This window comes from Paenibacillus donghaensis (genome assembly GCF_002192415.1).
Classification (GTDB): Bacteria; Bacillota; Bacilli; order Paenibacillales; family Paenibacillaceae; genus Paenibacillus_AQ; species Paenibacillus_AQ donghaensis.
The window spans coordinates 1,332,903-1,357,643 of the sequence record NZ_CP021780.1; the positions used below are offsets into that span (position 1 = coordinate 1,332,903).

The window sequence follows — 24,741 nt, forward strand, 5'->3', positions numbered from 1 at the left end:
TGAATACATGATAATGGGCTTAACCGGAGGTATTGCATCCGGAAAAAGCACAGTGTCCGCCATGTTTGTGAACCGGGGAGCCGGACTTGTCGATGCCGATGTGATCGCGAGAGAAGTCATGCTTCCGGGTTCCGGTGTGCTGGAGGCGGCTGTGCAGCAATTTGGCAGCGGGATACTGCAGGTGGATGGCACACTTAACAGAGCGCGGCTTGGCGAAATCGTCTTCCGTGATCCTGTTGCCCGTGAGCAGTTGAACGCCATTACCCATCCTGCCATCCGGCAGGAGACGAACAGACAGATGCACAGCCTGGAAAGCGCGGGCTCCGCTCTGGTTATAGTTGATATACCGCTGCTGTACGAATCCGGTCTGGAGACGATGTTTGGGCAGATTATTGTCGTCTATGTGCCGCGATCCATGCAGCTGACACGTTTGATGGAACGAAATTCACTCACCTTGGAACAGGCAGAAGGGCGGCTGAAAGCCCAAATGGATATTGAACTGAAACGCAGGCGCGCAGATGTTGTGATCGACAACAGCGGCGGGCTTGCGGATACGGAGCGGCAGGTTGCCCTGCTGTGGGACAGGCTGGGATTATCATGAGCTGGCTGCGCAAAAAAAGAGTGCTGCTGCTGCTCTTCATCGGTTTCACCGCTATTTTATTCTTGAGCACCAATTGGATGACCTGGTTCTATCCTATTCATTATAAAGAAGATATCCGCCGCCACAGCATCACTTATGAGATTGACCCGTTTCTGGTTGCCGCCATTATCCGGGTGGAGACCAATTTCAAGACCGGTCGCGAATCCAAAAAAGGCGCGATCGGCCTGATGCAGCTTATGCCTGACACGGCCAAGTGGGCGCTGGAAATGGCCAAGCTGCCGGATGTGTCGCTGGAGGAGCTGAAGCATGAGCCTTCGGCGAACATAGAGCTGGGCACGTGGTATCTGTCCTCACTCTCCCGCCAATTTGACGGCAACCGTACCGCCGTGATTGCGGCCTACAATGCCGGACCCGGCAATGTGAAGAAATGGCTGGAGGAAGGCTCGTGGGACGGGATGGAGGGCACTGTCAAAGACATTCCGATTGGCGAGACGCGGCATTATGTACAGCGGGTCAAGCATTATTATGATCAATACACGGAGATTTACAATGAATTCTAGGCGGCTTGCTGCCAAGGTAAAAGAAGTATCAAACGGCCCGAAGGACGTTTAATACTTCTTAGGCAAGCTTATAGCGACAGGTTATTTGTATTGTCCTGCCAGTTGCTGTTCTGCCAGGGTTACAAGACGTTTAGTGATGTAACCACCGATCGAACCGTTTTCGTAAGATGTTTTATTGCCTTGGTATCCATCTGGGGAAAGCGTAATACCGAGTTCTTGAGCAACTTCATATTTCAGTTGTTCCAAGGCACCGCGGGAGTTAGGTGCTACAAGGTTGTTGGAGCTGTTGTTTTGGCTCATTGCTGTTCACCTCCTATCGGTTGGTAACTGTATTATGTGCTGGACATGGCATATTCATAACAAATAATAAACGGTGTATTATGGAAAAAAGAGTATAGCCGATTCATTACACAAAAGGAAGTGAGAAGCTTATGAAATGCCCTTACTGTGATCATACAAATACGAAGGTGCTGGACTCGCGTCCTGCCAATGAGAATAAGTCCATCCGGCGCAGGCGTGAGTGCGAACGCTGCAGCAAGCGCTTCACTACCTTCGAGATGATTGAAGAAACGCCGCTGATTGTGATCAAAAAGGATGGCAGCCGCGAAGAGTTCAGCCGCGACAAAATCCTGCGTGGTCTGATCCGTGCCTGTGAGAAACGTCCGGTCCCTGTAGAGCGCCTAGAGGTTATCGTTTCCGAGGTGGAGAAGTCGCTGCGCGGTATCGCCCTGGCTGAACTGGAGAGCCGCCAGATCGGCGAGCTGGTGATGGAGCAGCTGTACCCGGTGGATGAAGTAGCCTACGTGCGCTTCGCGTCCGTGTACCGCCAATTCAAGGACATCAATATGTTTATGAAGGAACTGAAGGGCCTGCTGTCCAAAAGCGGCGAGCTGGACGGCATCTAGGCACTCCAGTCTGGAGGGCGGGACCACTGCTGTATAACAACGTTAATCCCGCCCCATGCCGCAGTAAATTAACCGTTCAGATCCTTTTTTGAGAAAAGTGTTGACATATGGGCTGATATTTTATATTATATAGAAGTCGCCTACAGCGTGAACGTCGAAAAAGACGGACGATGACAAGGCTAAGCAGTACATTTAGATTACATAATGTATCATGTAATGATTACATTTCGGGGCCTTAGCTCAGCTGGGAGAGCGCATCGCTGGCAGCGATGAGGTCAGGGGTTCGATCCCCCTAGGCTCCACCAATTTCACATCATGGATTGTTAGCTTAGTTGGTAGAGCAGCCGACTCTTAATCGGCAGGTCCAGGGTTCGAGCCCCTGACAATCCATCCTAAAGGAACGGCAGAGATGCCGTTTTTTTGTTGTAGATAGGTAATATTGTTCGGATGATCTCAGCCAACCTAATTGCTGTCCGATCCTCCCCGTCCAGATTGGATCACTCCAGCTTAAACCGTTACTCTCCCATCCGAACTTATAAGTAACCAGCCCCTCTAGCGGACCGTATAGCCGCTATTTCCTCATTTCAGCGATGTTTTTGAGTTTTACGGACCGTATAGCCCTTATGTAGTCAAAACAACCTCGAATTAGAGTTGATTCGCGTGAATAAGAGCTCCTCAGTCCGTAAGGCGAGCAAAACATGCATTTTACCGCAAATAGCGGCTCCTGAGTCCGTAGTATTGTTGTATCTGTACTCGGGCAAGGTATGATTTCGTTATCCATACCATTCCCGGCAGATTACGAATGATGAATTTATGCAATAGTGGCGACCGCCTCCGTGAACAGAAAACGGATGGCGGTCGCTATTTTTTTGTGGCGCTATATCATTGTCTTTTCCAATAAAGCAGCTATTTGACCCCGTCTATGTTCTCTCACTCAGCGGGTACAAGATAATGCAATCCGTTCAAAAAAGTATTACTCCCTGAAGCCGTCCGGGCAAAAATGTCCTATTGCTGGAAGTGGCCAAGGGAAGTATGCTACTGGTGTTGATTTTTGGAAGCTTTGGCATCCACCAGGTTAAGGAAGGAAAAGGTTACCGGTGTGGGTCAATTGTGAATATGGATTATTAACGGAGGAGGATCTGGAATGAGCGTGCAAATGGAGCATTTGGACCGGGGGCTGGCGGCAGTCTGCACTTCCGAGGGAATATTTATCAGCTGGCGGCTTTTGGGGCAGGAGGTGACCGCTGCTTCAGACCGCGGCCTAACCGGTGCGGATTTCCGCTTGTACCGCAACGGTTTGCTTGTGGCGGAGATCGGCGACAGCACCAATTATCTGGATAAAGCCGGCACCCGGGAATCGGACTATTCGGTGGCAGCAGTGATTAACGGGGAGGAACAGGACCGGAGCACCGAAATCCGTCCGTGGGAAACCCCCTATCTGGAAATTCCGCTGCAGAAGCCGGCGGACGGGGTTACGCCCGTGGGTCAGTCCTATACATACAGTGCCAATGACATGAGTGTGGGCGACGTGGACGGCGATGGGGAATACGAATATATCGTCAAATGGGACCCGTCCAACTCCAAGGATGTCTCTCATATTGGCTATACGGGGAATGTCTATCTGGACTGTTACAAGCTAGACGGCACACTGTTGTACCGGATTGATCTGGGGGTCAATATCCGGGCGGGTGCCCATTACACCCAGTTCCTGGTTTATGACTTCGACGGGGACGGCAAGGCGGAGCTGGTGTTCAAGACGGCGCCGGGCACCCGGGTGATCCGGTATCGGGACGGCTCTCCCGTCTCCGAAGCCTTCATCACCCTGCTGCCGGAGGATGCGGAGGCTGGATACAGCCATAATGATGATTACCGCATGAGCAGCGTCGATTATGCGGAGCATGTGGTGGATATGTTCCAGAGCTGGCACAAGCACGAGGAGGTGGTGGCCGGGCGCTGGCCGGCTACGCTGGAGGAGTGCTTCGGCATTGCCCCTAAATATGCCTATCCGCTCTCCCGGGAGGATGCGGTGCGCCTGGCAGATTATTTCCTGGATATGTATGCACCCGGAAGAAGCGAGCACAACAAGCTGCGCCAATTCGAGGGCTTTATTCTGAAAGGACCGGAGTACCTCAGCGTCTTCCGTGGCGAAACGGGAGAAGAGCTTGCGACGGTCCGCTACAAGCCGGGACGCCATGACGACGGGCTCATGTGGGGGACTATTCATGGAATCGCATCGAGCCGGGAAACCGGGTGGACCGCTTCCTAGCGGGGGTGGCCTATCTGGACGGCTGCAAGCCCTATGCGTTGTTTGCCCGCGGGTATTACACCCGGGCCACCATGGCCGCTTACAGCTGGGACGGACGGGAACTGAAGGAGATATGGTACACCGACAGCGGCTGGGTCACCATGAACAATCCATTCCGGGATACGCTGCACCTGCAGGACGGCCGGAATCCCGGCTTCGGCGGGCTGGCCAAGCAGGGCGCCCATGCACTGTCCACCGCCGACGTTGACGGGGACGGCTGCCAGGAAATCGTCTACGGGTCGGCCACCATTGACCATGACGGCAGCATCCTGTACAGCTCCGGGGGTATTCTGCCGGAGGGGAGCGTGGTTCCAGGGGAGTACGCCAAGTTGGGCCACGGGGATGCCTTGCATGTGGCGGTCATCGATCCCGACCGGGACGGTCTCCAGATTTATATGGTCCATGAGGAGGGCATTCATGGCCCATATGGATATACCTTGCGGGATGCAGCTACTGGAGAGGTGCTGTACGGCGCCTTTGCCAAGGAGGATGTGGGCCGGGGCATGATCGGCAAAGTGGATCCGGAGGTGCCGGGGCTGCAAACCTGGTGCAGCGAAAGCCACCTGGCACATGAGCCATCCCGGGGGTTGCGCTCGGCCAAGGGCGAGAGACTGGATGAGCGGGCTCCCGGCACCAACATGAGCATCAAGTGGGCGGCAGACATGACCACCCAGTTCATCAGCGGCACTTTTGACGAACCGGTTGCCATTGAAGACTGGAAGCGGGGCCGGCTGCTGACGGCCGAAGGCACGCGCTCCAACAACGGCACCAAGGGCAATCCCTGCCTGGTGGCGGATCTGTTCGGGGATTGGCGGGAGGAACTGGTTGTGCGTACGGCGGACAGCGAGGCCATCCGCATCTACATGAGCACGGAGGTGACGGACCGGAAGCTGTACACCCTGATGCACGATCCCCAGTACCGAACAGGGGTAGCCTGGCAGAACGTGGTGTATAACCAGCCCTGCTACACCAGCTTCTATCTGGGCACGGATATGAACTGGTCCAAGGTTCCGGTTCCAGATCTCTCGTTCAGAAGTGAGAAGTAAGGTGAATCGGACAGGAGGGTACAGACATGAATCAGAATTTGACCAAGTCCCAGATATATAACTTCAATTACGAGTGGAAGTTTAAGCTTGCAGATGCTTTTCCTCTGGCGGATGCAGTGGAGGCCTGGAGAGACGGCGCAGGCAGTTTTTTTTATGAGAAGGAATACAATGAACAGGATTGGGCAACGGTGGGCGTTCCCCATACCTATAATGATCAGGATCTGTTTGTGGCCCGGATCAAGGATGCTGGCAGTGGTCAGAAAAGAACCTTCTCCTTTTACCGGAAATGGTTCCGGCTCCCCCCGTTCCATAACGGAAAAAAAGTGCTGATCGAGTTCGAAGGCATCCGGCAGACGTGTTACTTGTATATCAACGGAAAGATGGCAGGGTATTACGAAGCCGGCATTGTGCCCTTCGCCTTTGACTTAACGCCTTATATTGAATATGACGGGGACAATCTCATTGCTGTGGCAACCGACAATACTTCAACCAGGGATCTCGATTATTTTGTAGCGGAGACGCCGAATCACCCGGAGGCGGTACCCGGTGCGTTCATGGATTCCTTGACAGAGCTGGAAAGTATTCCGCAATCCATAAGAGGAGTCCGATACTTCTGGAATTGCAATGATTTTAATCCCTCGGTCGGTGGCTTATCCAGAAATATAAGTCTTCATGTGAAGCCGAAGCTGTATATCACACTCCCCATCTACAGCAATTTGCAGACAAAAGGGGTTTATATCTATGGTACGGATTATGATATTCAACACAAACAAGCAGTTATCCATTCCCAGGCAGAAATAAGAAACGAAACCGGCTGTGGCAAGTCTGTCATCCTGGATAGCGTCATCTATGACCATCAAGGAAAAGAAATAGGCCGCATCTCCTCCGGTCTGACCTTGATTCCCGCCGCCCAACTGCCCGCATGTCCTCCATTGTCGATTACGCCGGTGGATGCTTACAGAAAAGAAGGGGAGAGGTATCTGCCGCAGCTTGAGGAAGAAGTAGAGCCAACCCTAACAAACTCCGTTGAAGTCACAATTGTGAAGCATTCCGCCTTGGTTTCTGGGCTTCGGTTCTGGTCGCCGGACGACCCGTATCTATATACGATTCACACTGAGCTCAAATTGGATGGGGAAGTACTTGATACAACAATTACGCAGACGGGCTTCAGAAAGGTTTCTTATGATGCGGATCATGGGTTGATGATCAACGACAACCAGGTCTGGCTTACTGGGTATGCGCAGCGTTCCTCCAATGAATGGGCAGCCATCGGTATTGCCCCGGATTGGCTCAGAGATATGGATGCCAAGCTGGTCCGCGAAAGCAACGCCAACCATATCCGGTTTATGCATGTGGCGGCAAGCCCCGCGGATATCCGCTCCTGCGACCGTTACGGGGTCGTTTGCACACAACCGGCAGGCGATAAGGAACATGAAAATACGGGCAGACAATGGGATCAGCGGATGGAAGTCATGCGGGATATCATGATTTACTTTAAAAACAATCCATCTATCCTGTTCTGGGAGGCGGGCAATAACTCCATCAACAAGGAACATATGCGCGAAATGCGCCTGCTAAAGGAAAAGCTTGATCCTGACGGCGGCAGATTTATGGGCTGCCGTACCCTGAACACGGATGAAGTCGTCCAAGAAGCGGAATATGTAGGAACCATGTTAAACCGTCATGCCGGCCGCTTCCAATCCGAGAAAATGCCTGTAACGGAGACGGAATATCTGCGCGAGGAAGCGCCAAGGCGGGTCTGGGATGATTTTTCCCCGCCGGATTATGACTATGATAATCTCTGGCTTGGCTTGGGCGGGAGGAAGCAGCCGGGGGGCGACTGCCATGATTTGACCTCAGAGGACCTTGCCTTGTATGCGGCCAGAGGATATGCCGAGTTTTTCAATGACCGCATCGGGGGAGCCTCCGCCAAGAATTTCTACGCTGCAGCCGCTGCCTTATGCTGGACGGATTCTGCCCAACATGGAAGGCAGGCGGCTTCAGAGAATGCCAGAATGAGTGGGCGGGTAGACCCTGTGCGCATCAAAAAGCAGAGCTTTGAGGTATTCCGTACTATCCAGTCACCCGTTCCCATGGTCAAGATCATCGGTCACTGGAGTTATCCCCAGGTAGGTGGAAGCAATTACCGCTATGCGTTGAAGGAATTTGACGGGACGTACTGGAGGAAGACCGGGGAGTACAGCTTCCGCAATCCAAAGGATAAGACCCTGTATGTGCTGGGCAGCTACTCCATAGCGAGAGTGGAGCTGTTCATTAACGGCAAACCGGCAGGGGTCTGCGATAAACCTGTGGATACGTTTGTGTTTCCCTTCGAGCATATGGATATCACCCAATCCGGAGTCATTACGGCAAAGGCTTATGATTATCAAGGAAATCAGGTAGCAGTGGACACTATTGAAACGGTATCTTCGCCTTCCAGGCTGAAGCTGACAGCCTTTACCGGGGACCGAGGACTGCTGGCTGATGGTGCGGATGTTGTTTATGTAGATGTTGAGGTTTTGGATGAAATGGGCCGTCTTGTCCCCCTTGCTTATGACCGGATCGATTTCAGCATCGAAGGGGAAGGGGTTTTCCTCGGAGGGTATAACAGCGGACGCTTCAACGGCTTTGGAAAAGAAGATAGCGTCATTCACCAAAATCACGTTTTTGCGGAATGCGGCAATAACCGGGTGTTCATCCGTTCTACAAGAAAAGCCGGCAACATCCGGCTGACTGCGCTGATGCAGGGGTTTCCCGAAGAGTCGGTTGTCATTCAAAGTTGTCCTGCCGATACCGGGGCGCTCTCCCTTGAACCCGGGCAATACCTGGCTCCGAACTATGATGTAGCTCCTGTGGCAAGCGGTTATCCTTTCAAGGCTATTCCTGAGGCTGACGCGGCCAAATATGTGGCGGAGGACAAGGTCTATTGCAAGGTGCTGGTAGATGGGCAGGAGCCCGACACTCGCGGCATTCTAAGCATCTATGATCATGGCAGTATCTACAGTCCGATCCTGTTCATTCTGGAAAGGATCAAAAGTCAACGGCCTCAGTTATTTGATTATTCGTTTGATCCAGAGAAGGGGATCCTTACCCTGACTTCCGATGGTACTACTGTTACAGCGGAAAAAGGGCGCACGCACCTTCTAGTGAACGGGGAAGAGAATCTTCTGAACGGGGAGCCTTACATTCACAAGCAGACGTTTATAGTAGAGATTAATGCGGTGGTTTCTTATATCAAAGAGGTTGTCTCCTATTATGACGAGAAAGTGCGTGTATTCCGGATCGAACTTCCTTAAAAAGAGCTGACCAGATGATCTTTCCATGACTAAGGCCATTCTCCGTTGCTTCCGGAGAATGGCCTTTTTCTACTATTCCTTTAGCCGCTATGATTTGGAAACAACGAGCCGACAATCAAAGACAACGTCTGCTTGTATACGGCATAGGCTGCTTGTACATCTCCCAAGTGTCCTCCCATGTAAAGATGAATGACGCCATGGAGCGAGGCCCAAAATATGCGGATAACGGATTCGGTGTCGTATTGGCCGGGAATTAGTCCTTGCTCTTGCGCGTTGCTGATCACGGTCAATAATTGACTCATGGCCGTTACGGTACCGCGCATGCTTTCCTCGTCCGGTTTGAAATCTGCGAAAGCGCCCCCGAACATCAGTTTATAATAGCTGCAGTAGTGCTGCCCGAATTGCCAAAAGGTTTCGCCAAAATTCAGCAAATGCTGTGCCGGATCAGCAGCTTGCGGCGTCCTCTCGAATTCGTTAGCGAGGAGCTTGCAACCGTCCAGATACAACTGCTGGGCCAAGCCCTCTTTATTGACAAACAAGTTGTAAATGATTTTTGTCGAGCAATTCATTTTTTGGGATACTTTGCGCACCGTAACGGCTTCCGGGCCCTCTTCCTGTAAGAGCGTTGCCGCAGCATCAACAACGAGCTTGCGGAGATTTTCAGTATTTTGCATGCGAGCTTCTTGGTAGGTTTTCAACTTTCGTGTGTTCGTATTGGAGGAGGCATCTTGGTCGCTCATAATCATCCACCTTTGGTTATCGTGTTTTCTTCAGGAAACAAAGTTTCCGACTCTCTTAGCAGGAATTGTATACAGTTGTCCTTCACTTGTCAATAAAACGATGGAGGCTCAAAGATCATATTGACTTTCTGAAATTAAGTGGATACAATGATACCAATTGGAAACACTGTTACCATAATGCTCGGAAATTCTTAACTTTCATGAGAATCGAAAATGACTTCTGAGCAATGGTAACGGTGTTTCTATAATATAACATAGTATCGAAAAGGAGAGCAGCAGTATGACAAATAAGGGGAAATGGGCGCTCGTCACGGGAGCTTCTTCCGGTATTGGAGAGCAATTCGCGAGACAACTGGCCAAACAAGGCAGCCATTTGGTACTCGTCGCCCGATCGGAGAGCAAGCTTGAGAGCCTGGCATCAGAGCTCAGAAAGATGCATGGCATCAAAGCTGAGGTTATCTCTATGGATCTTTCGAAAGAGGGCGCGCCCAGCGAGTTATATCAGAAATGTCGACTTTTGAAAGTGGATATCGAACTGCTGATCAACAATGCAGGCTTTGCTACACATGGTTTGTTTGAACAAGTGTCAGGTGAGCGTCAACATGAAGAGGTTATGCTCAATGTCGCCGCTGTTGTTGATATGACCCACTTGTTCTTACCGGACATGTTGCGCAGAAGCTCAGGTGCAGTTATCAATGTTGCCTCAACCGCCGGATTTCAACCACTTCCCTATATGGCCGTATATGGGGCAACGAAAGCTTTCGTCCTGTCGTTTACTCAAGCGTTATGGTTTGAAAACCGCAACCGCGGCATAAAATTCTTTGCACTTTGTCCCGGTTCGACGGACACCAGTTTCTTTAATGTCGTAGGAGCGGAAGAAGCCTCCGTCGGAAAGAAAGACACGCCAGAAAGAGTCGTAGAGGTTGCACTTCGCGCGTTGAAGGAAGGGAAAGTGTATGTCGTTCCGGGTGTACAGAATTATCTAGGGGCGCAGTTAACGCGTTTCATTACACGAAAGCAAGGTCTTCGGCTTGTTGGAAGCATGCTTCGTCCGCGTGAAGGATACAGCAGCAATAATAAGAATCCGGGTAATCAATCTGATCTTGCAGGGAGGACAATACGATGAAAGCTATACAACTGACAAACGGCTTCGGCTTTGAGGAATTAACCATGACGGAACTCGACAAACCAACGCCAGGCCCTAAGGAGGTGCTGATCCGCATGAGGGCAGCTTCTCTCAATTATCGGGATCTAGTGGTCCTCAGCGGATTAATGCCGATCGAAGTCAAATTCCCCTTCATTCCATTATCAGACGGAGCGGGAGAAATTGTAGTCATTGGCCAAGGAGTAACTAGGTTTCAGGTCGGACAAAGAGTAGCAGGTAATTTTCAACAGCGCTTCATTGGCGGCAACCCAAGACCAGGGGTGTTAGAAGAAAGTCTGGGAGGTCCGTTGAACGGAGTGGCGGCCGAGTATGTCGTTCTACATGAAGAAGGAGTCGTCCCTATTCCCGATCACCTTACTTATGAAGAGGCCTCCACCCTGCCGATCGCGGCATTAACCGCATGGAGCATGCTCATCGAATACGGTGGTTTGCAAGCAGGTGATACCGTGCTGCTGCAAGGAACAGGCGGTGTCTCCATCTTCGGGCTTCAATTCTCGCTTATGGCCGGAGCACGAGTCATCATCACGTCGAGCAGTAACGACAAGCTGGAACGAGCAAAAGCTCTTGGCGCATGGCAAACGATCAACTATTCGGAGGTTCCTGATTGGGATAAGGCAGCGTTAGAGCTGACTGGCGGCGTCGACCATGTTCTGGATGTTGGAGGAGCGGCAACGATGGGGAAATCCATAAATGCACTTCGCACTGGAGGGACCGTGAGTATGGTCGGGTTCTTATCGGGCTTGACCATTCCAGAATACGATGTCTCCAGCATCTTGCAGAAAGCCGCAACGGTTCGCGGAAGTCAAGTCGGCAACCGGGATCACTTTGAAAAGATGAATCGAGCGATTGCCCATCATCGTTTACATCCCGTCATCGACCGTGTATTCCCTCTAGATCGAATTGGAGAAGCATTCGCGCTCTTGGCTGAAGGAAAGCAATATTTTGGTAAAATCGTAGTCCAAATCTAAAATCTCTCAAAATGACATAGGAGGCTCTCTAATGCCCAATAAACCAGTTAGCTCCGTTAAATCTACTGAAGGCGTGAATCGTCCTAAACGCTCACTGCGTGCTAGGATATGCAGATGGGGTCTATCACTGCTCACGGTGCTCGTTCTAGGATTACTCGTTTTCTTACTTTTTCCTTCACCGATCAAACCGGCAAAATGGTCCGCACCGACGGCTCCCTCTTTTGAGGAAGAGGGTCCGTGGAAACAGAACAACAAACTCAGCTCGGCTCAGCTTGTTACTGATGCCCCTCAATTCCCGGAATTCATTACATTCGATAAAGAAGGCCAGCTATTTACAGGAGATGCAGACGGGAAAATTTACAAGGTTCCTTTCGATACAGAGGGCAATCCGCAAAAAGCCCAACTGTTTGCAGACACCAAAGGAACGCCTAATGGGCTTATATTCGATGCCAAAGGCGATTTGATCGTTACGGATGTCAAGAGGGGACTGCTGTCTATAAACCCATCCGGGAGCATAGAGGTATTGGCCGATCAAGTGGACGGCAAGCCGATCTATTTAGCTAATGAGCTTGATATTGCCAAGGACGGCTCCATTTATTTCTCCGATACTTCGAATTATGGTAGCGTGACCTTCAAAGAAATTGCCGAGAACAAGCCGCATGGACGCTTGCTGAAGTACGATCCAATGACCAAGAAGACGACCGTCCTGTTAGAAGGCCTCTATTTTGCAAACGGGGTTGCCTTGTCCGCGGATGAAGATTTTGTGCTTGTGGCGGAATCGTATCATTATCAGTTGACCAGATACTGGCTCAAAGGACCGAAGAAAGGTACATCTGATATTTTCGCAGACAATCTCGCAGGCTTTCCAGACAACATTACGCGTGATGACCAAGGTCATTTCTGGGTCGGTATCTTCACGACTCGCCTTTCTTTTGTAGATCAGATGCATAGCAACCCTTGGTTGGCCAGTACCATGGCCAAAGTGCCGCAGTCGCTGCTTAGCGGCGCAAGCGCACCGGCGAAGCATGGGCTCGCTGCGGAGTTCAGTCCGCAGGGAGAGCTTATCGGAAGCTGGCATGATCCGGTAGGCAAACTGTATGGCGTAACTACGGCTGTAAGCCATAACGGATATTTATATATAGGAACGGCACCTGGGGGCAGCAAGGGCGTTCATCGCGTGCTTTTAACAAAATAAGGTTGGAATCTGGGAGGGTGCAAAATGAATCTGGATGATTTGGAGATTAACCGCTGGGGCCGTCTTGATATGTCCAAATAGTAATAAAAGATCCGCCCCAGATTTGGGAACGGATCTTTTGTTTTTCCATAACGGCCCCTGGGCTTTTTATAGCTCAGGGGTCGTGCTATTTCTCCCTTAAGTAATGGAGGCTTCGTAGATGGCTTGAGTGGATTGTGCGAGCATGGCGTTGAATTCCTCATCCGATTGCTGATCGCTTAACCCCTGCGATAAAGCGCGGGAGAAGCTGGCGATCAGCCCGTGGTTATGTGCCAGCTTGTCATTGGCCTCCAATTGAGTATAGCCGCCGGACAAAGCCACAACCCGTACCACATGCGGATCTTCAATGAATTCGCTGTAGAAATTGTCCTCCGTTGGTATGGATAGTTTAAGCATGACTTTTACGTCTTTGCCAAGGGTGGATAATTGAGTGGAGATTTCCTGTTTTAGAAGCTGCTCCGCTTGTTCTTTATCTGCAATGTGAATATCCACTTCCGGTTCGATAATCGGCACCAAGCCATAACTTGCAATTTGGTTAGCGATGGCGAACTGCTGGCGGGCAACTTTTTGGATGCCAGCAGGATTTGCTTCCTTGATCAGTGAGCGCATCTTGGTCCCGAAGATGTTTTTCTGAACTGCGCGCTTCAGAAGGTCATCCAATCCGGGAATGGGCTTCATGAGCTGAACCCCGTTTTCAGGCTCGGCCAGACCTTGATCGATTTTTAAAAAGGGCACAATGCCTTTCTGCTCCCAAAGATAATCGGCGGTTAATTGGCCGTCAATGAAGCGGTCCATTGTGTTCTCAAAAAGAATAGCACCCAAAATGTGTTTGGAATCAAACGCCGGGCTTTTGATAATACGCGTTCTCATTTCATGCACCAGTTCAAACATTTCTTCTTCTTTGGAATAGCGGTCTTCCTGAATACCATATTGCAGCAGTGCTTTAGGTGTGCTTCCGCCGCTTTGATCCAAAGCCGCAATGAAGCCCTTTCCCGTGTGAATCCGGTCCAATTGGTTCGTATTCATGGATGTGTCCCTTCCCTTCCGTAAAATGAATGGCAACTGTTTCAATCATGTATAGTTTAGTTAGAATAAACGTACAATGCAAACTAGAGGAAAGACAGGGAAGCAAATCGGGTATGGGAGGTGGGTTCACATGAGTGTTGATTTGATCTGCACGATAGGTCCGGCAAGTTCTTCTCCTGCAGTTCTCAAGGAATTGCTGCTGAGCGGTATGACGATTGCCCGGCTCAATATGTCACACGGGAGCCATGAAGAGCATGGGCGGGTAATCGAAGTTTTGCGGGCAGCCGCTGCCGAATCGGGACAGCCTGTACGGATTATGGGTGACTTGCAGGGACCGAAAATCCGTCTGATGAGCGTAAAAGGGGACGCGGTTCGATTAGATGAGGGCCAAACGTTTATCCTTGACCAGTCTGATGAACCGGGAGGCCGGGAGCGCGCAGCGCTCGATAATCCTGGTGTGATGGAAGATATTTTACAAGGAGCCGCTATCTTAATTAATGACGGGGAAGTCAAGCTTGAGGTGACGGATAAGCATCCGCAAAGGATCACTACAAGGGTTATAGTCGGTGGCACGATCGGCAGCCGAAAAGGCGTTAATCTTCCAGGAACGAAAATTCGCTTGCCAGCCATTACGGAAAAAGACAAACAGGATCTTCAGTTCCTGCTGGAGCATCATGTAGATTGGATTGCTTGTTCTTTTATCCGTGTGGCGTCGCATCTGGAGGAAATTCGAGAGTTTGTATCCGCTCTGGGGAAATATAGTCAACCGGGCCTCATTTCCAAAATCGAAACCATTCATGCCGTGCGTAACTTTCCATCCATCATGGAGGCGTCCGACGGAATCATGATTGCACGCGGAGATCTTGGCGTGGAGCTGCCTTTTGAGCGAATTCCCTTCATTCAGAAAGCGATTCTTCGCGAGTGCAGCCGATCGAAGACCTATGTAATTACGGCTACTCAAATGCTGCAATCCATGGTTGATCATCCGGTTCCGACGCGCGCAGAGGTAACAGATGTCTCTCAGGCCGTTCTGGACGGGACTGATGCCGTGATGCTGTCAGCTGAAAGCTCGGTTGGCCATTATCCGGTGCAAAGCACAAGAGTCCTGAATACGGTAGCCAAATTTGCAGAGAACATGCGCGAGCAAGGAGAGAGCGGTTTATCACTGGAGGAGATTTGCTCCGATGCGTTGTTTAATGAGCTCAATAAGAAAGTCGCTATCAATAACCGGTCAGATTAATAGGATAATTAGAACAAACAGAGACTCTTAGCTCAGTTGGTAGAGCAGTTGACTCTTAATCGGACCCACCCCTTGACCATTGTGTAAATTGATCCATGCGCCTCCATGCATCCATATCCTTGTATGATGGCCTCAGGCCTTTAGGTTCGGCAAGCCCTTGAAGCATACCGAAGATTTTCTGACAATAAGCTTGGGTGGAATAATGATTTTAACCGGGTCGTTCAGCAAGCCCCCGATTCTGCCCAGCATTTGCCTGGCCGACTCGACGCCCCATTGGTCATGGAATACCGATACTGTGGTCAGCTGCGGCTCCACCGTCTCCGTCTCCAGCACATTGTCGAACCCGACAATGGCCATGTGCTCGCCGGGTACAAGCCCTTGAAACCGCATACCGATGGTTACGCCCAGCGCAATAATATCGTTATGGCAGAAGCAGGCTGTAGGCGGATGATCGAGCAGCAGCGCTTCCTGAATAGCGCGGATGCCTCCTTCGCGGTTAAGCGGGGTGGGTATAATCAGCTGCGGGTCCACCTCAAGGCCACATTCCCGCAAAGCGCTGCAATAGCCGTCTATTCGCTCACGGTAAGCCGTATTTCCGGGGGGCATACCGCCGATGTAAGCAATCCTGCGGTGTCCCTGCTCTACCAGATGCCGGATGGCCAATTGGGAGCCGAGGCGGTAATCTGTTCCGACATAATCCGCACCCGAGCCCTCGACTTCCCGCCCGATGAGCAGCGCCGGTATTTGCATGGAACGTAATTTGTTAAAAAGCAAAGGCGGTGTGCCAGCCACAGGAGTCAGAATGATGCCGCATACACGATTCTCCAGCATCGTTTCCAGCACTTTCTCCTGTTTCTCCTGCGATTCAGAGGACATGCCGAGCAGGAAAGTAAACTGCTGCTCATATAACACATCACTGATCTTCGTAAGCATCTGGTGATAAAATGGATTCTCGATATCTGTAATCACGATTCCCACTGTAGAAGAGCTTTGCGAGCGGAAGCTGGCTGCCAGCCTGTCGTACACGTAACCAAGCTTCTCCATCGAATCCATAACTTTCTTGTGGGTGCTGGCCTTGATGGATTTGCTGCCCCTGACCACCAGCGATGCTGTGGCCCTGGAAACTCCGGCATCATTGGCCACATCCTGCAGCGTCACCCGCTTATCCCTTGAAGCCAAGTCACATTCCTCCTTTTGTCGCCCGAAACTTTCTCCGTTTATCCGTATATATTCACAATAGTATATCATAAATTCTATAGTGATAATATTTAGTGTTGACAGAGCAATAGTCACCTGCTAACATTATCCCGAGTAAACTTATAGGCATTTATTGTTTTGTCTCTAGGGCAGATAAAATTTTTTTCTCGTAAAATTAGATCGATATAATTTTAAGCGAAAAGGGTTCTTTCTGCAAGATTTGCTATCCATAAAGCTGCAGCTTGGTGTTGTGGTTGTTTCAGTGAAAGGGGTGCTGCCATTGATTGAGATCAACAATTTGTACAAGTCCTTCGGCGATAAGCCCGTACTTTCCGGCATTAATGTATCCATCAGAGACGGAGACATTTTCGGTCTTGTAGGCATTAGCGGCGCAGGCAAATCCACGTTGCTGCGCTGCGTGAACGGGCTGGAAAGCTACGAGCAGGGAACGCTTCTGGTGAACGGGACGGACATCAGCAGCCTTAGCGGTGCCGAGCTTCGCAAATTCCGAAGTGGCATCGGCATGATTTTTCAGCAATTTTCACTGCTGGAGCGAAAAACTGTGTATGAAAACATCATGTTCCCGATGAAATGCTTCAACTACAAGAAGGAGGAAGCCGATGCGCGCATTCATGAGCTTCTGAGGCTGGTGGAACTGACGGACAAAATCCATTCCCGGCCCAGCCAGCTTTCGGGCGGGCAGAAGCAGCGGGTAGCTATTGCCAGAGCGCTGGCTATGAATCCCAACATTCTGCTATGCGATGAAGCCACAAGTGCTCTGGACCCCAATATTACGAAATCCATTCTGGGCCTGCTGAAGAAGATCAACAAAGAGCTTGGGATTACTATCGTCATTGTGACCCATCAGATGGAGGTCGTGAAGGAGGTCTGCAACAACATAGCCATATTAAGCAAAGGGGAGCTGAAGGTATCAGGCTCCGTGCAGGACATTTTCCTGAACCGCTCCGAAGCGCTGAACGAGCTGCTGGGTGCCAGCGGCATAGTTAAGCAGGGAGACAAGGTCCTATTCGAAATGGTGCAGCGTCCGGGCCAAGCAGATCAGCTCTCCCGCTTCGCTCTGACGACGGGAATCCAGTTTGAGGTCGTATGGGGCGGGCTGGACCGTTACGCCGACAGCATTGCCGGAACGTTCACCCTAGCGGTGGACAAGGGGGATTTCGCAAAGGCTGAGGCGTATCTCGACGAAACCGGCACGGAATGGAGGAAGGTGTAATGTATAAGTACGATTTCCAGACCTTGCTGGACCGCATTATTCTTCCAGGCTTGCGCGATACCGTGATTATGCTGGGCGGCACGGTTGTCACCTGTACCTTCTTTGGTTTTCTGCTTGCGCTTATTCTGATTACGACGGATGTAAACGGCTTGCGGCCAAACCGGCTGGTCTATGAAGTCTGTAGCGCTATCATCAACGTGCTCCGTTCGGTGCCCTTCATTATTCTGATCATTACGATCATTCCGTTAACACGGTTTATGGTAGGGACGACCATAGGAACGACGGCCGCGATTTTTTCCATCACCATTGTGGGTTCCCCGCTTATAGCCAGACTGCTGGAGGGTTGCTTCAAGGAGGTCAATCCCAGTCTGATTGAAGCGGCCAAATCATTCGGAGCGTCGGATTGGCAAATTACGTTTCATGTCATCGTCAGCGAATCGATCCCGTCCATCGTGTCCCATCTGACATTGGGCTACGTCTCTCTGCTGGGATTCACGGCTATGGCCGGCACGGTAGGCGCCGGAGGCTTGGGGGCAGTGGCGTTGACCTACGGCTACCAGAACTTCAACGATACCGTCATGTACAGCACCGTTGTTATTCTCATCATCATCGTTCAATTCATTCAATTTGGAGGCAATGTTCTTTATCGGAAATTAAAATAAGTGTATGAAATAACCCAATGAAAGAGGTATGCCGGTATGAAAAAAACTTCCATTATTGCTCTTGCGCTCGTCTCCGTTCTGTCCCTGAGTCTGCTTGCTGGCTGCGGCAATAACTCCTCTGAAGGCCAATCGAAAAAAATCGTCATCGGCGTCATCGCCCGCGAACAGCCCGATATCGATTACGTCGCCGAGAAGCTGAAGCCGGAGGGCTACGACATCGAGGTGCAGGTATTTAACGACAACATTGCACTGAACAATGCTACGGCAGACGGGAGCATCGAAGCCAACTATTTTCAGAATGAAAAGTATATGACCAGCTTCAACGAAAGTAACGGCACCAGCCTGATCCCCTATGGTCCCAATATTTACACAACCCCCGTTGTATTTGTATCCAAAAAATATAAGAGCGCAGATGAATTGCCAGAAGGGGCCGAAATTGGCATCGCTAACGATTCTGCAAACCGCGCCAGAGAGCTGCAATTGCTTGCGACGAACGGCCTAATCAAGCTTCGGGAAGGAGTGGAGCTGCCGACGCTCTTGGATATAACGGAAAACAAGAAAAAGCTTAGCTTTATTGAGATCGATCCACGCAGCCGGGTAGGCGCATTTGCCGATCTGGATGCTATGACGGCTCCCTCGATTACGATTTCCCAAATGAATGATCCCGAGGTAACCATCGACAATGCCCTGTTTCAGGAAACGTCTGAGGTATACAAGCAATACGGCGGAATTGTGCTGGCCATCAGTAAAGACGCAGAAACCGAAAACAAGGAATGGCTCGATAAGGTCGTAGACATCCTGTCCTCCAAGGAATACGCGGAATGGCTGCTCAAAACCTACAACGGAGTAAAAAAACCTTACAACCAATAATTCCATTACCTATATAAAAAGGAGACCTGATCCCTATGGCAACAGTAGTAGTATTGGCAAACACATCCCTGAACGACGATGACAAGAAACGGTTTGTAGAAGGAATCGGAGCAGCAGTAACAGAGTCCCTTCGCCTTCCGTCCCACCTCAAAACCATATTGCTGCAGGAGCTCCCGCGGGCTAACGGCACACCGAAGGATTTCGAGGAAATCACCTTCTTTGTATATACTGCGCCCAACAAGCCTGTGGAGACGAAGCGCGACCTGGTTCGCAACATTCAGCTTGCGGCAGAAAAGATTTTGACGGGCGTAAATGTAAAGACCATTGTTATTATCAAAGAGCATGCCGATGAAAATGTGGGCGTAGGCGGCCAATTGCGGCTGGACCAAATTTAAGCCAAGGAGCAGTGAAAGGAGCAGTGACATGAAAAGAATGCAAATCGGCAACAGCGGAATCGAAGCTTCGGTGTTGACACTGGGCGCCTTCGGCATGGGGGGCGGCTTTCAGTTCCCCGATACCGACGATACGGAATCCATCCGGGCCATCCATGCAACACTCGACGCCGGCATCAACTGCATCGATACGGCGCCGGTGTACGGGTTTGGGCACAGCGAGGAAATTGTGGGCAAGGCCATCAAGGGAAGACGGGACCAGGTAGTCCTGTCTACCAAATGCGGGTTATGGTGGGGCGATGAGGAAGGCAGCTACCGCTTCACCTGGGAGGGACGGCGGGTCAAGCGCAACCTTAGCCCGCGCACCATCCGCATTGAGGTGGAAGAAAGTCTGAAGCGGCTTGATACAGATTATATCGATATCTATTACACGCACAACCCTGCTATGGAGCCTTTTTTGACACCGATTGAGGAAACCATCGATACCCTGATTCAGTTGAAGAAAGAAGGGAAAATCAGGGCCATAGGCGCATCTAACTGCGAGCCCCAGCACATTCACAGCTATATCGAGCATGGAGAAATCGCCATTGTACAGAAGAAATACAACATGCTGTCCAGGGAGGCGGAGGCTGAGGTGCTGCCCCTGTGCAAGGACAACAACATCAGCTTCCACGCTTATTCCCCTTTGGCCCAAGGGCTGCTCAGCGGCCATATTGGCAAGGGTCATGTGCTGCCCAAGGACGACACGCGCCACGGTGACCGCTGGTGGCAGGGCGAGGCGTTCCAGTTGGCCGTCGATTTTGCCCAGGAGCTGGCTCTGTTGGCCAAGGAATATAGCATTTCCACAAGCTCTCTGGCGGTAGCTTACCTAAGAGCGAAGCATGAGCATGTCAATGTGATCCTGGGCATCAGGAAAGAACGGCATCTGCATGAGAATCTGGCGGGCGGCTCTGTCAGCCTTACAGATGATACAGTGGCCGAAATCGACCGCCGTCTTCAACTGCTTCATGCTGCGGACGCCGGACTAGGTCGGTGACAGGGCCCTTTATGGAGGAGTGGAGCGGCCGGGAACTGGACCAACAGATTACGCAGTTTCTTGAGGCAAACCGGCTTCGGATGATCGGGGATGCCAAGGGCCTGATCCGAATCAACAGCGTCGGACAAGCCTACGCTCCCGGAAGCTCTCATCCCTTTGGAGAGGGCTGCGCAGCCGCTCTGGATGAAGCCGTCAGACTGATGCTGCGGGAGAAACTGGACGTTACAGCCTTTGACGGCTACGGCGTCAAGGGACAGCTTGCTGCTGCCGGGGAACAGGGAAAGGGAAGCATCGGTTTTTTTGCCCATCTGGACGTTGTTCCGGAAGGTGAAGGCTGGGGCTTTCCGCCCTATGAGCCCTTTGTCCGGGACGGCTATCTCTTTGGCCGGGGAGCCATGGACAATAAAATGGCTGCTGTGGCGGCGCTGTATGTACTGAAATTTTTTGCGGAGAGCAGTATGAAGCTGGAGCATGGTCTATACCTCTTTCTCGGCTGCAACGAAGAGAACGGGATGCGGGATATCAGGCATTTTCTGTCCAAGCACGAGCCCCCTCTGTTCGGAATTGTGCCTGATGCCTATTTCCCGATTTGCTATGCGGAGAAGGGGATGCTGCGTGCGGATTTTGAAGGTGAAGTGAAGGAAGGCAATCTGTTGTCCTTCAGCGGAGGAACGGATTATAACGTGGTTCCCGCCTCAGCTACGGCGCTGCTAGGGGGAGTTGTTCCTGATCATGCGCGCCGGCTGCTGCCTCCGGCCTTCACGGTGGAATCCGCGCCGGAGGGCGTGCGGATTACGGTTCAGGGCCAGGCGGGACATGCCGCCTTTCCCGAGGGAACGGATAATGCCGCCGTCAAGTTGGCCGCCGCTCTTGTGGAGAGCGGTCTGATTCAAGGCGCTTCGGCCGTCCGGGCCCTGACCTTTGTGAAGGAATGCTTCTGCAGCCCTTACGGACATTGCTTGGGCATCGCATTCCGCGATGAGGCGGGAGCAGCCACCAGCAATGCGGGTGCCGTGCAGATCCGGGACGGCAGACTCAGCTTGTTATGTGATGTCCGCTACGGAGTCACACAGGACTGCACGGACATACTGGAGCAGCTGGCAAGCGCGGCCACCCGATACGGCATGCAGCTGGTCCGCACCGAGGACAGCCCGCCCCATCATATTCCCAAGGATGACCGCTTCGTCGTTGCGCTGTGCGAGCTGGCCAACCGCCAGTTGGGCACTGATCAGCCCCCTTATGCTATGGGAGGCATAACCCATGCCAGATGGCTTCCGCGGGGCGCAGCCTTTGGTCCCTTGCGCAGGGACCAGCCTTCCGTCTTTCCAGCCGGGAGAGGAGGGGGGCATCAGCCGGACGAGGCGATTCAATTGGAGACCCTATGGGATGCCTTCCGGATCTATGTAGAGGCGGTCCTGACCATTGACAAGCTGTTAAGCGAGGGAGAGCAACCAAGATAAACCGTATAGGATGAATCAAATTTTACTTCATTTAAATTATGACCAACGGGCATGATGCTGCCGAAGCGTACGAAGCGGAAATCATGTATTCCAGGCGACACCACTCGCTGGGCCGACGAGTTCTTGCGTTTTCCGGTGCAGACCTCCGCAGGTCCAGGGTTCTAGCCCCTGACAATCCATCCTAAAGAAACGGCAGAGATGCCGTTTTTTTGGTGTGTTCAGTGTTTAAAGTAACCAGCTCCCATGCGGACCGTATAGCCGCTATTTCCTCATTTCTGCGATGTTTTTGAGTTTTGCGGACTGTATAGCAGTTATTTAGTCAAAACAGGCCCCAAACAGAGGTGATTTGCTTGAATAAGGGCATCTGAGTCCGTTAGACTGGCAAAACATGCGTTTTACAAAAAAATAGGGGCTCCTGAGTCCGCACGGCAGGAGTCGAAGTGAAAATGGGTTACTGGTTACAGGTCTCCACATGATTGTGGCTAATCTTCTTCTAATTGTGTGCTTCTGTTTTCTTTCTTCGAGCGGTTGGTGACAACAATGTAACAAACCCCCTCCTGCTTATCACCTGGATCGAACGACAATGCTTGCTCTAAACCATACAATAAGTGTGTTGGAACTGCCTGTTCAATCTGACTTGGGTTAACCCCAAATTTAAGGGAAGCAAGGAGAGGATTCTAGTTGAATAAGAATAAGAATAACAAAACCCGCCGCAGGGTTCGCATCCTGACCGCTCTGCTGACGTTGACGCTTGTCGGTGAAGCAAGCGCGTTCGCTCAGCAGCCTGAGTCGGCTTCGGTTACCTCCGTCAAGCAGCTTGCCGCACTCACCAGCGCTGCCCCGGGAGATTTAAAGAGCGGACCCCGTGATGCCAAGGAAGTCGAGGCGTTTCTTGACGCTTTTTTTGCCCAGGATGCCATCAAGCAAAAAGCCGGAGCCGCTGCGATATCTGTCGTTCAGGGCGGGAAAGTGCTCGTATCCAAAGGCTACGGTATAACTAACCCAACCTCGAAGTCACAGGAAGACGCAATCCGTGCTACCTTTCGGGTCGGCTCCGTTTCCAAAGTATTCACAGCCACTGCCATGATGCAACTTGTCGATCAAGGGAAAATTTCACTGCAGGACAACATTGAAAAGTACCTGGATGGTTACCAAATAACAAATTCCTTCGATACACCAGTAACGATAGAGAATCTGTTGACGCATACGACCGGTTTTGAAGTGCGCGAACCTACCGATGCCAGCTATTTATTTGACCCTTCCCAGCAACCGATTTCTTTAAAAGAAAGCATCTATGATGTATTCCCCCTGTTGTCCGCAAGCCGGGAACGTCATATATGTATGATAACTTCGCATCTAGGCTGCAAGGATACATTGTTCAGCAGGTAAGCGGAGAATCGTTCGGGAGCTATGTACAAAAACATCTGTTTAAGCCGCTCGGTATGACTTCAAGCAGCTTTAGCGTGACCAAAGATTTGGCCCGTCGGCTCGTACCTTCTTACGATGCGGAGGGCAACGCTATTCCGGTATATGGTTTTTCGCCGAGTGAATGGCCGGAGGGGAGTATGTTATCGACAGCCTCTGATATGGCACTGTTTATGAAAGCTTTTCTGAATGAGGGCCGGGCGGCGGACGGTTCGGTTATCCTGTCACCTGAATCGGTGAAGGCGATGTCGACATACCAGATGGCTATACATCCGGATTTGCCGGATACGACCTATGGCTTTGAATCGCCTGTTATTCCGTCCACAACGAACGGTGAAGATGTGATCTCCAAAGGTGGGGATATTCTCGGCTATAGTTCACTCTTATGGATTCTACCCGACCGCAAAACGGGAGTCTTCGTTTCATACAATGCGAATCAGGATTTGCGAAATGATCTGTTTACCGCTTTTATGAATCATTATTATGCGAGTGGCAAATCGTCGTATGATCCGTTGGGTTTCAAAGTGCAGTCCGCAGAGCATCTTGCCAAGTTTGAAGGCTTGTACTCCGATTTGCGGATTAAATTACTGACCAAAGTCGAAGTGGCAGGAGACGGTACGCTAATGGTGAGCGATACGCTTAGCCGTCACCAGCTGAAGCAGATCGACGAGCTGCTGTTCGTTGATGATGAGGGTAACCCTCTAGCATTCAAGACGGATGCCGAGGGCCGTATTATCTATATGAAATACTCTAATTTATTCAGCTATGCGGGTAAAATATCGGAGGATCTAGCCGAATTCCCGGATGTATCGGCCGATCATCCGTATGCCAGCTACATTCTGAGCCTGAAGTCACTGGGCTACTTAACGGAAGATTTGTCAGAGCCATTTCAACCTACGCAAACGGTCATCCGCGGAGCGTTCATCCATGCTTTTAACGCGATATGGAGCATCCCTGAATCTTCAAACCCGTCCTTATTCAAGGATATTGAAAATTCTCCGTATCGAAAGGATATACAAGCCGCTGTCGAGGCTGGTATGTTGAATGGAACGGGGAGCGGCTTGTTCGAACCGGACCGTCCGATTCTTCGTGAAGAAGCAGCCGCTATCGTTTACCGCTTACTTACTGTAACGGGGATTAGGGTGCCGGATTCCACGGCTGTACTCGCACCGGGTACGTCGAAATGGGCTGCCGATGCTGTCAGTTCTGCAGTAAGCTGGAAGCTGCATGGACCGGAGGTGACAGAATCGAACGGCATGTTCGACTACGGCTCTCAGCGGGCGCTCAACAAGCAGGAACTGGCGGCTCTGCTGTTCACGATGCTGCTTCCGAAATAAGGTCATTAGAGGAGGGGGGCAATTCATTTGCCCTTCCTTTTT

Annotated in this window: 20 protein-coding genes, 2 tRNA genes and 1 pseudogene; 19 read left to right on the forward strand and 4 right to left on the reverse strand. The window is 51.2% G+C overall.

Annotated elements, in window-relative coordinates; genetic code table 11:
* Positions 1–7: 7 nt before the first annotated feature.
* Complete coding sequence (gene coaE, locus B9T62_RS05575; RefSeq protein ID WP_087914360.1) at positions 8–601, forward strand: dephospho-CoA kinase; 594 nt, start codon at positions 8–10, stop codon at positions 599–601.
* Entirely contained in the window at positions 598–1,161 is a 564-nt protein-coding gene (locus tag B9T62_RS05580) for a lytic transglycosylase domain-containing protein (RefSeq protein ID WP_087914361.1), read from the forward strand. The genes coaE and B9T62_RS05580 overlap by 4 nt, the downstream gene beginning before the upstream one ends.
* A gap of 81 nt (positions 1,162–1,242) precedes the next feature.
* Here B9T62_RS05580 and B9T62_RS05585 read toward each other — a convergent pair whose 3' ends face one another.
* Positions 1,243–1,461: an alpha/beta-type small acid-soluble spore protein gene (locus B9T62_RS05585; protein WP_042126012.1), complete on the reverse strand. Its 219-nt coding sequence runs from the start codon at positions 1,459–1,461 to the stop codon at positions 1,243–1,245.
* 131 nt (positions 1,462–1,592) lie between these two features.
* On the opposite strand from B9T62_RS05585, the gene nrdR reads away from it, so the two are divergent.
* From nrdR to B9T62_RS05610, 5 genes and pseudogenes are all read left to right on the forward strand, one after another.
* The gene (nrdR, locus tag B9T62_RS05590) at positions 1,593–2,066 is read left to right on the forward strand and encodes a transcriptional regulator NrdR (RefSeq protein WP_087914362.1); all 474 of its coding nucleotides are present in this window, start codon (positions 1,593–1,595) and stop codon (positions 2,064–2,066) included.
* Positions 2,067–2,295: 229 nt separating this feature from the next.
* A tRNA-Ala gene (locus tag B9T62_RS05595) sits at positions 2,296–2,371 on the forward strand.
* Positions 2,372–2,383: 12 nt separating this feature from the next.
* Positions 2,384–2,456 (forward strand) — tRNA-Lys (locus B9T62_RS05600).
* Between the two features lie 754 nt (positions 2,457–3,210).
* Positions 3,211–5,417, forward strand: a pseudogene (locus B9T62_RS41190) (rhamnogalacturonan lyase).
* Positions 5,418–5,443: 26 nt separating this feature from the next.
* On the forward strand, positions 5,444–8,713 hold the full coding sequence (locus B9T62_RS05610; protein WP_087914363.1) for a glycoside hydrolase family 2 protein: 3,270 nt from the start codon (positions 5,444–5,446) through the stop codon (positions 8,711–8,713).
* 80 nt (positions 8,714–8,793) lie between these two features.
* Here B9T62_RS05610 and B9T62_RS05615 read toward each other — a convergent pair whose 3' ends face one another.
* The gene (locus B9T62_RS05615) at positions 8,794–9,453 is read right to left on the reverse strand and encodes a TetR/AcrR family transcriptional regulator (protein ID WP_087914364.1); all 660 of its coding nucleotides are present in this window, start codon (positions 9,451–9,453) and stop codon (positions 8,794–8,796) included.
* A gap of 280 nt (positions 9,454–9,733) precedes the next feature.
* On the opposite strand from B9T62_RS05615, the gene B9T62_RS05620 reads away from it, so the two are divergent.
* From B9T62_RS05620 to B9T62_RS05630, 3 genes are read left to right on the forward strand one after another with little or no spacing between them, the layout of a single operon-like run.
* The gene (locus B9T62_RS05620; RefSeq protein ID WP_087914365.1) at positions 9,734–10,579 is read left to right on the forward strand and encodes an SDR family NAD(P)-dependent oxidoreductase; all 846 of its coding nucleotides are present in this window, start codon (positions 9,734–9,736) and stop codon (positions 10,577–10,579) included.
* The gene (locus B9T62_RS05625) at positions 10,576–11,586 is read left to right on the forward strand and encodes a zinc-dependent alcohol dehydrogenase family protein (RefSeq protein ID WP_087914366.1); all 1,011 of its coding nucleotides are present in this window, start codon (positions 10,576–10,578) and stop codon (positions 11,584–11,586) included. Before B9T62_RS05620 ends, B9T62_RS05625 begins: the two co-directional genes overlap by 4 nt.
* A gap of 31 nt (positions 11,587–11,617) precedes the next feature.
* Positions 11,618–12,781, forward strand: coding sequence for an SMP-30/gluconolactonase/LRE family protein (locus B9T62_RS05630; RefSeq protein ID WP_087914367.1), 1,164 nt, complete (start codon positions 11,618–11,620; stop codon positions 12,779–12,781).
* A 177-nt stretch (positions 12,782–12,958) separates the two neighbouring features.
* On the opposite strand, the gene B9T62_RS05635 is transcribed toward B9T62_RS05630, so the two are convergent.
* Entirely contained in the window at positions 12,959–13,846 is an 888-nt protein-coding gene (locus tag B9T62_RS05635; protein WP_087914368.1) for a fructose bisphosphate aldolase, read from the reverse strand.
* Positions 13,847–13,976: 130 nt separating this feature from the next.
* On the opposite strand from B9T62_RS05635, the gene pyk reads away from it, so the two are divergent.
* Entirely contained in the window at positions 13,977–15,086 is a 1,110-nt protein-coding gene (pyk, locus tag B9T62_RS05640) for a pyruvate kinase (protein ID WP_087914369.1), read from the forward strand.
* 132 nt (positions 15,087–15,218) lie between these two features.
* On the opposite strand, the gene B9T62_RS05645 is transcribed toward pyk, so the two are convergent.
* Complete coding sequence (locus B9T62_RS05645; protein ID WP_169834335.1) at positions 15,219–16,265, reverse strand: LacI family DNA-binding transcriptional regulator; 1,047 nt, start codon at positions 16,263–16,265, stop codon at positions 15,219–15,221.
* A gap of 298 nt (positions 16,266–16,563) precedes the next feature.
* Between B9T62_RS05645 and B9T62_RS05650 the strand changes: the two genes are divergently transcribed.
* From B9T62_RS05650 to B9T62_RS41200, 8 genes are all read left to right on the forward strand, one after another.
* Complete coding sequence (locus B9T62_RS05650; RefSeq protein ID WP_087914371.1) at positions 16,564–17,517, forward strand: methionine ABC transporter ATP-binding protein; 954 nt, start codon at positions 16,564–16,566, stop codon at positions 17,515–17,517.
* On the forward strand, positions 17,517–18,179 hold the full coding sequence (locus B9T62_RS05655; protein ID WP_087914372.1) for a methionine ABC transporter permease: 663 nt from the start codon (positions 17,517–17,519) through the stop codon (positions 18,177–18,179). The genes B9T62_RS05650 and B9T62_RS05655 overlap by 1 nt, the downstream gene beginning before the upstream one ends.
* Positions 18,180–18,215: 36 nt before the next feature.
* Entirely contained in the window at positions 18,216–19,049 is an 834-nt protein-coding gene (locus B9T62_RS05660) for a MetQ/NlpA family ABC transporter substrate-binding protein (protein ID WP_087914373.1), read from the forward strand.
* Between the two features lie 35 nt (positions 19,050–19,084).
* Complete coding sequence (locus B9T62_RS05665; protein WP_087914374.1) at positions 19,085–19,444, forward strand: tautomerase family protein; 360 nt, start codon at positions 19,085–19,087, stop codon at positions 19,442–19,444.
* Positions 19,445–19,472: 28 nt separating this feature from the next.
* Positions 19,473–20,477, forward strand: a complete 1,005-nt coding sequence (locus B9T62_RS05670) for an aldo/keto reductase (protein ID WP_087914375.1) — start codon at positions 19,473–19,475, stop codon at positions 20,475–20,477.
* 11 nt (positions 20,478–20,488) lie between these two features.
* Positions 20,489–21,937 (forward strand): Sapep family Mn(2+)-dependent dipeptidase, encoded by a 1,449-nt coding sequence (locus tag B9T62_RS05675; RefSeq protein WP_087914376.1) that lies wholly within the window; start codon positions 20,489–20,491, stop codon positions 21,935–21,937.
* Between the two features lie 681 nt (positions 21,938–22,618).
* On the forward strand, positions 22,619–23,326 hold the full coding sequence (locus tag B9T62_RS41195) for a serine hydrolase domain-containing protein (RefSeq protein ID WP_087914377.1): 708 nt from the start codon (positions 22,619–22,621) through the stop codon (positions 23,324–23,326).
* Positions 23,275–24,699 carry a serine hydrolase domain-containing protein gene (locus B9T62_RS41200; RefSeq protein WP_087914378.1) on the forward strand — a complete coding sequence of 475 codons (1,425 nt, stop codon included), beginning with the start codon at positions 23,275–23,277 and terminating at the stop codon, positions 24,697–24,699. The genes B9T62_RS41195 and B9T62_RS41200 overlap by 52 nt, the downstream gene beginning before the upstream one ends.
* The last annotated feature ends 42 nt before the right edge of the window (positions 24,700–24,741 follow it).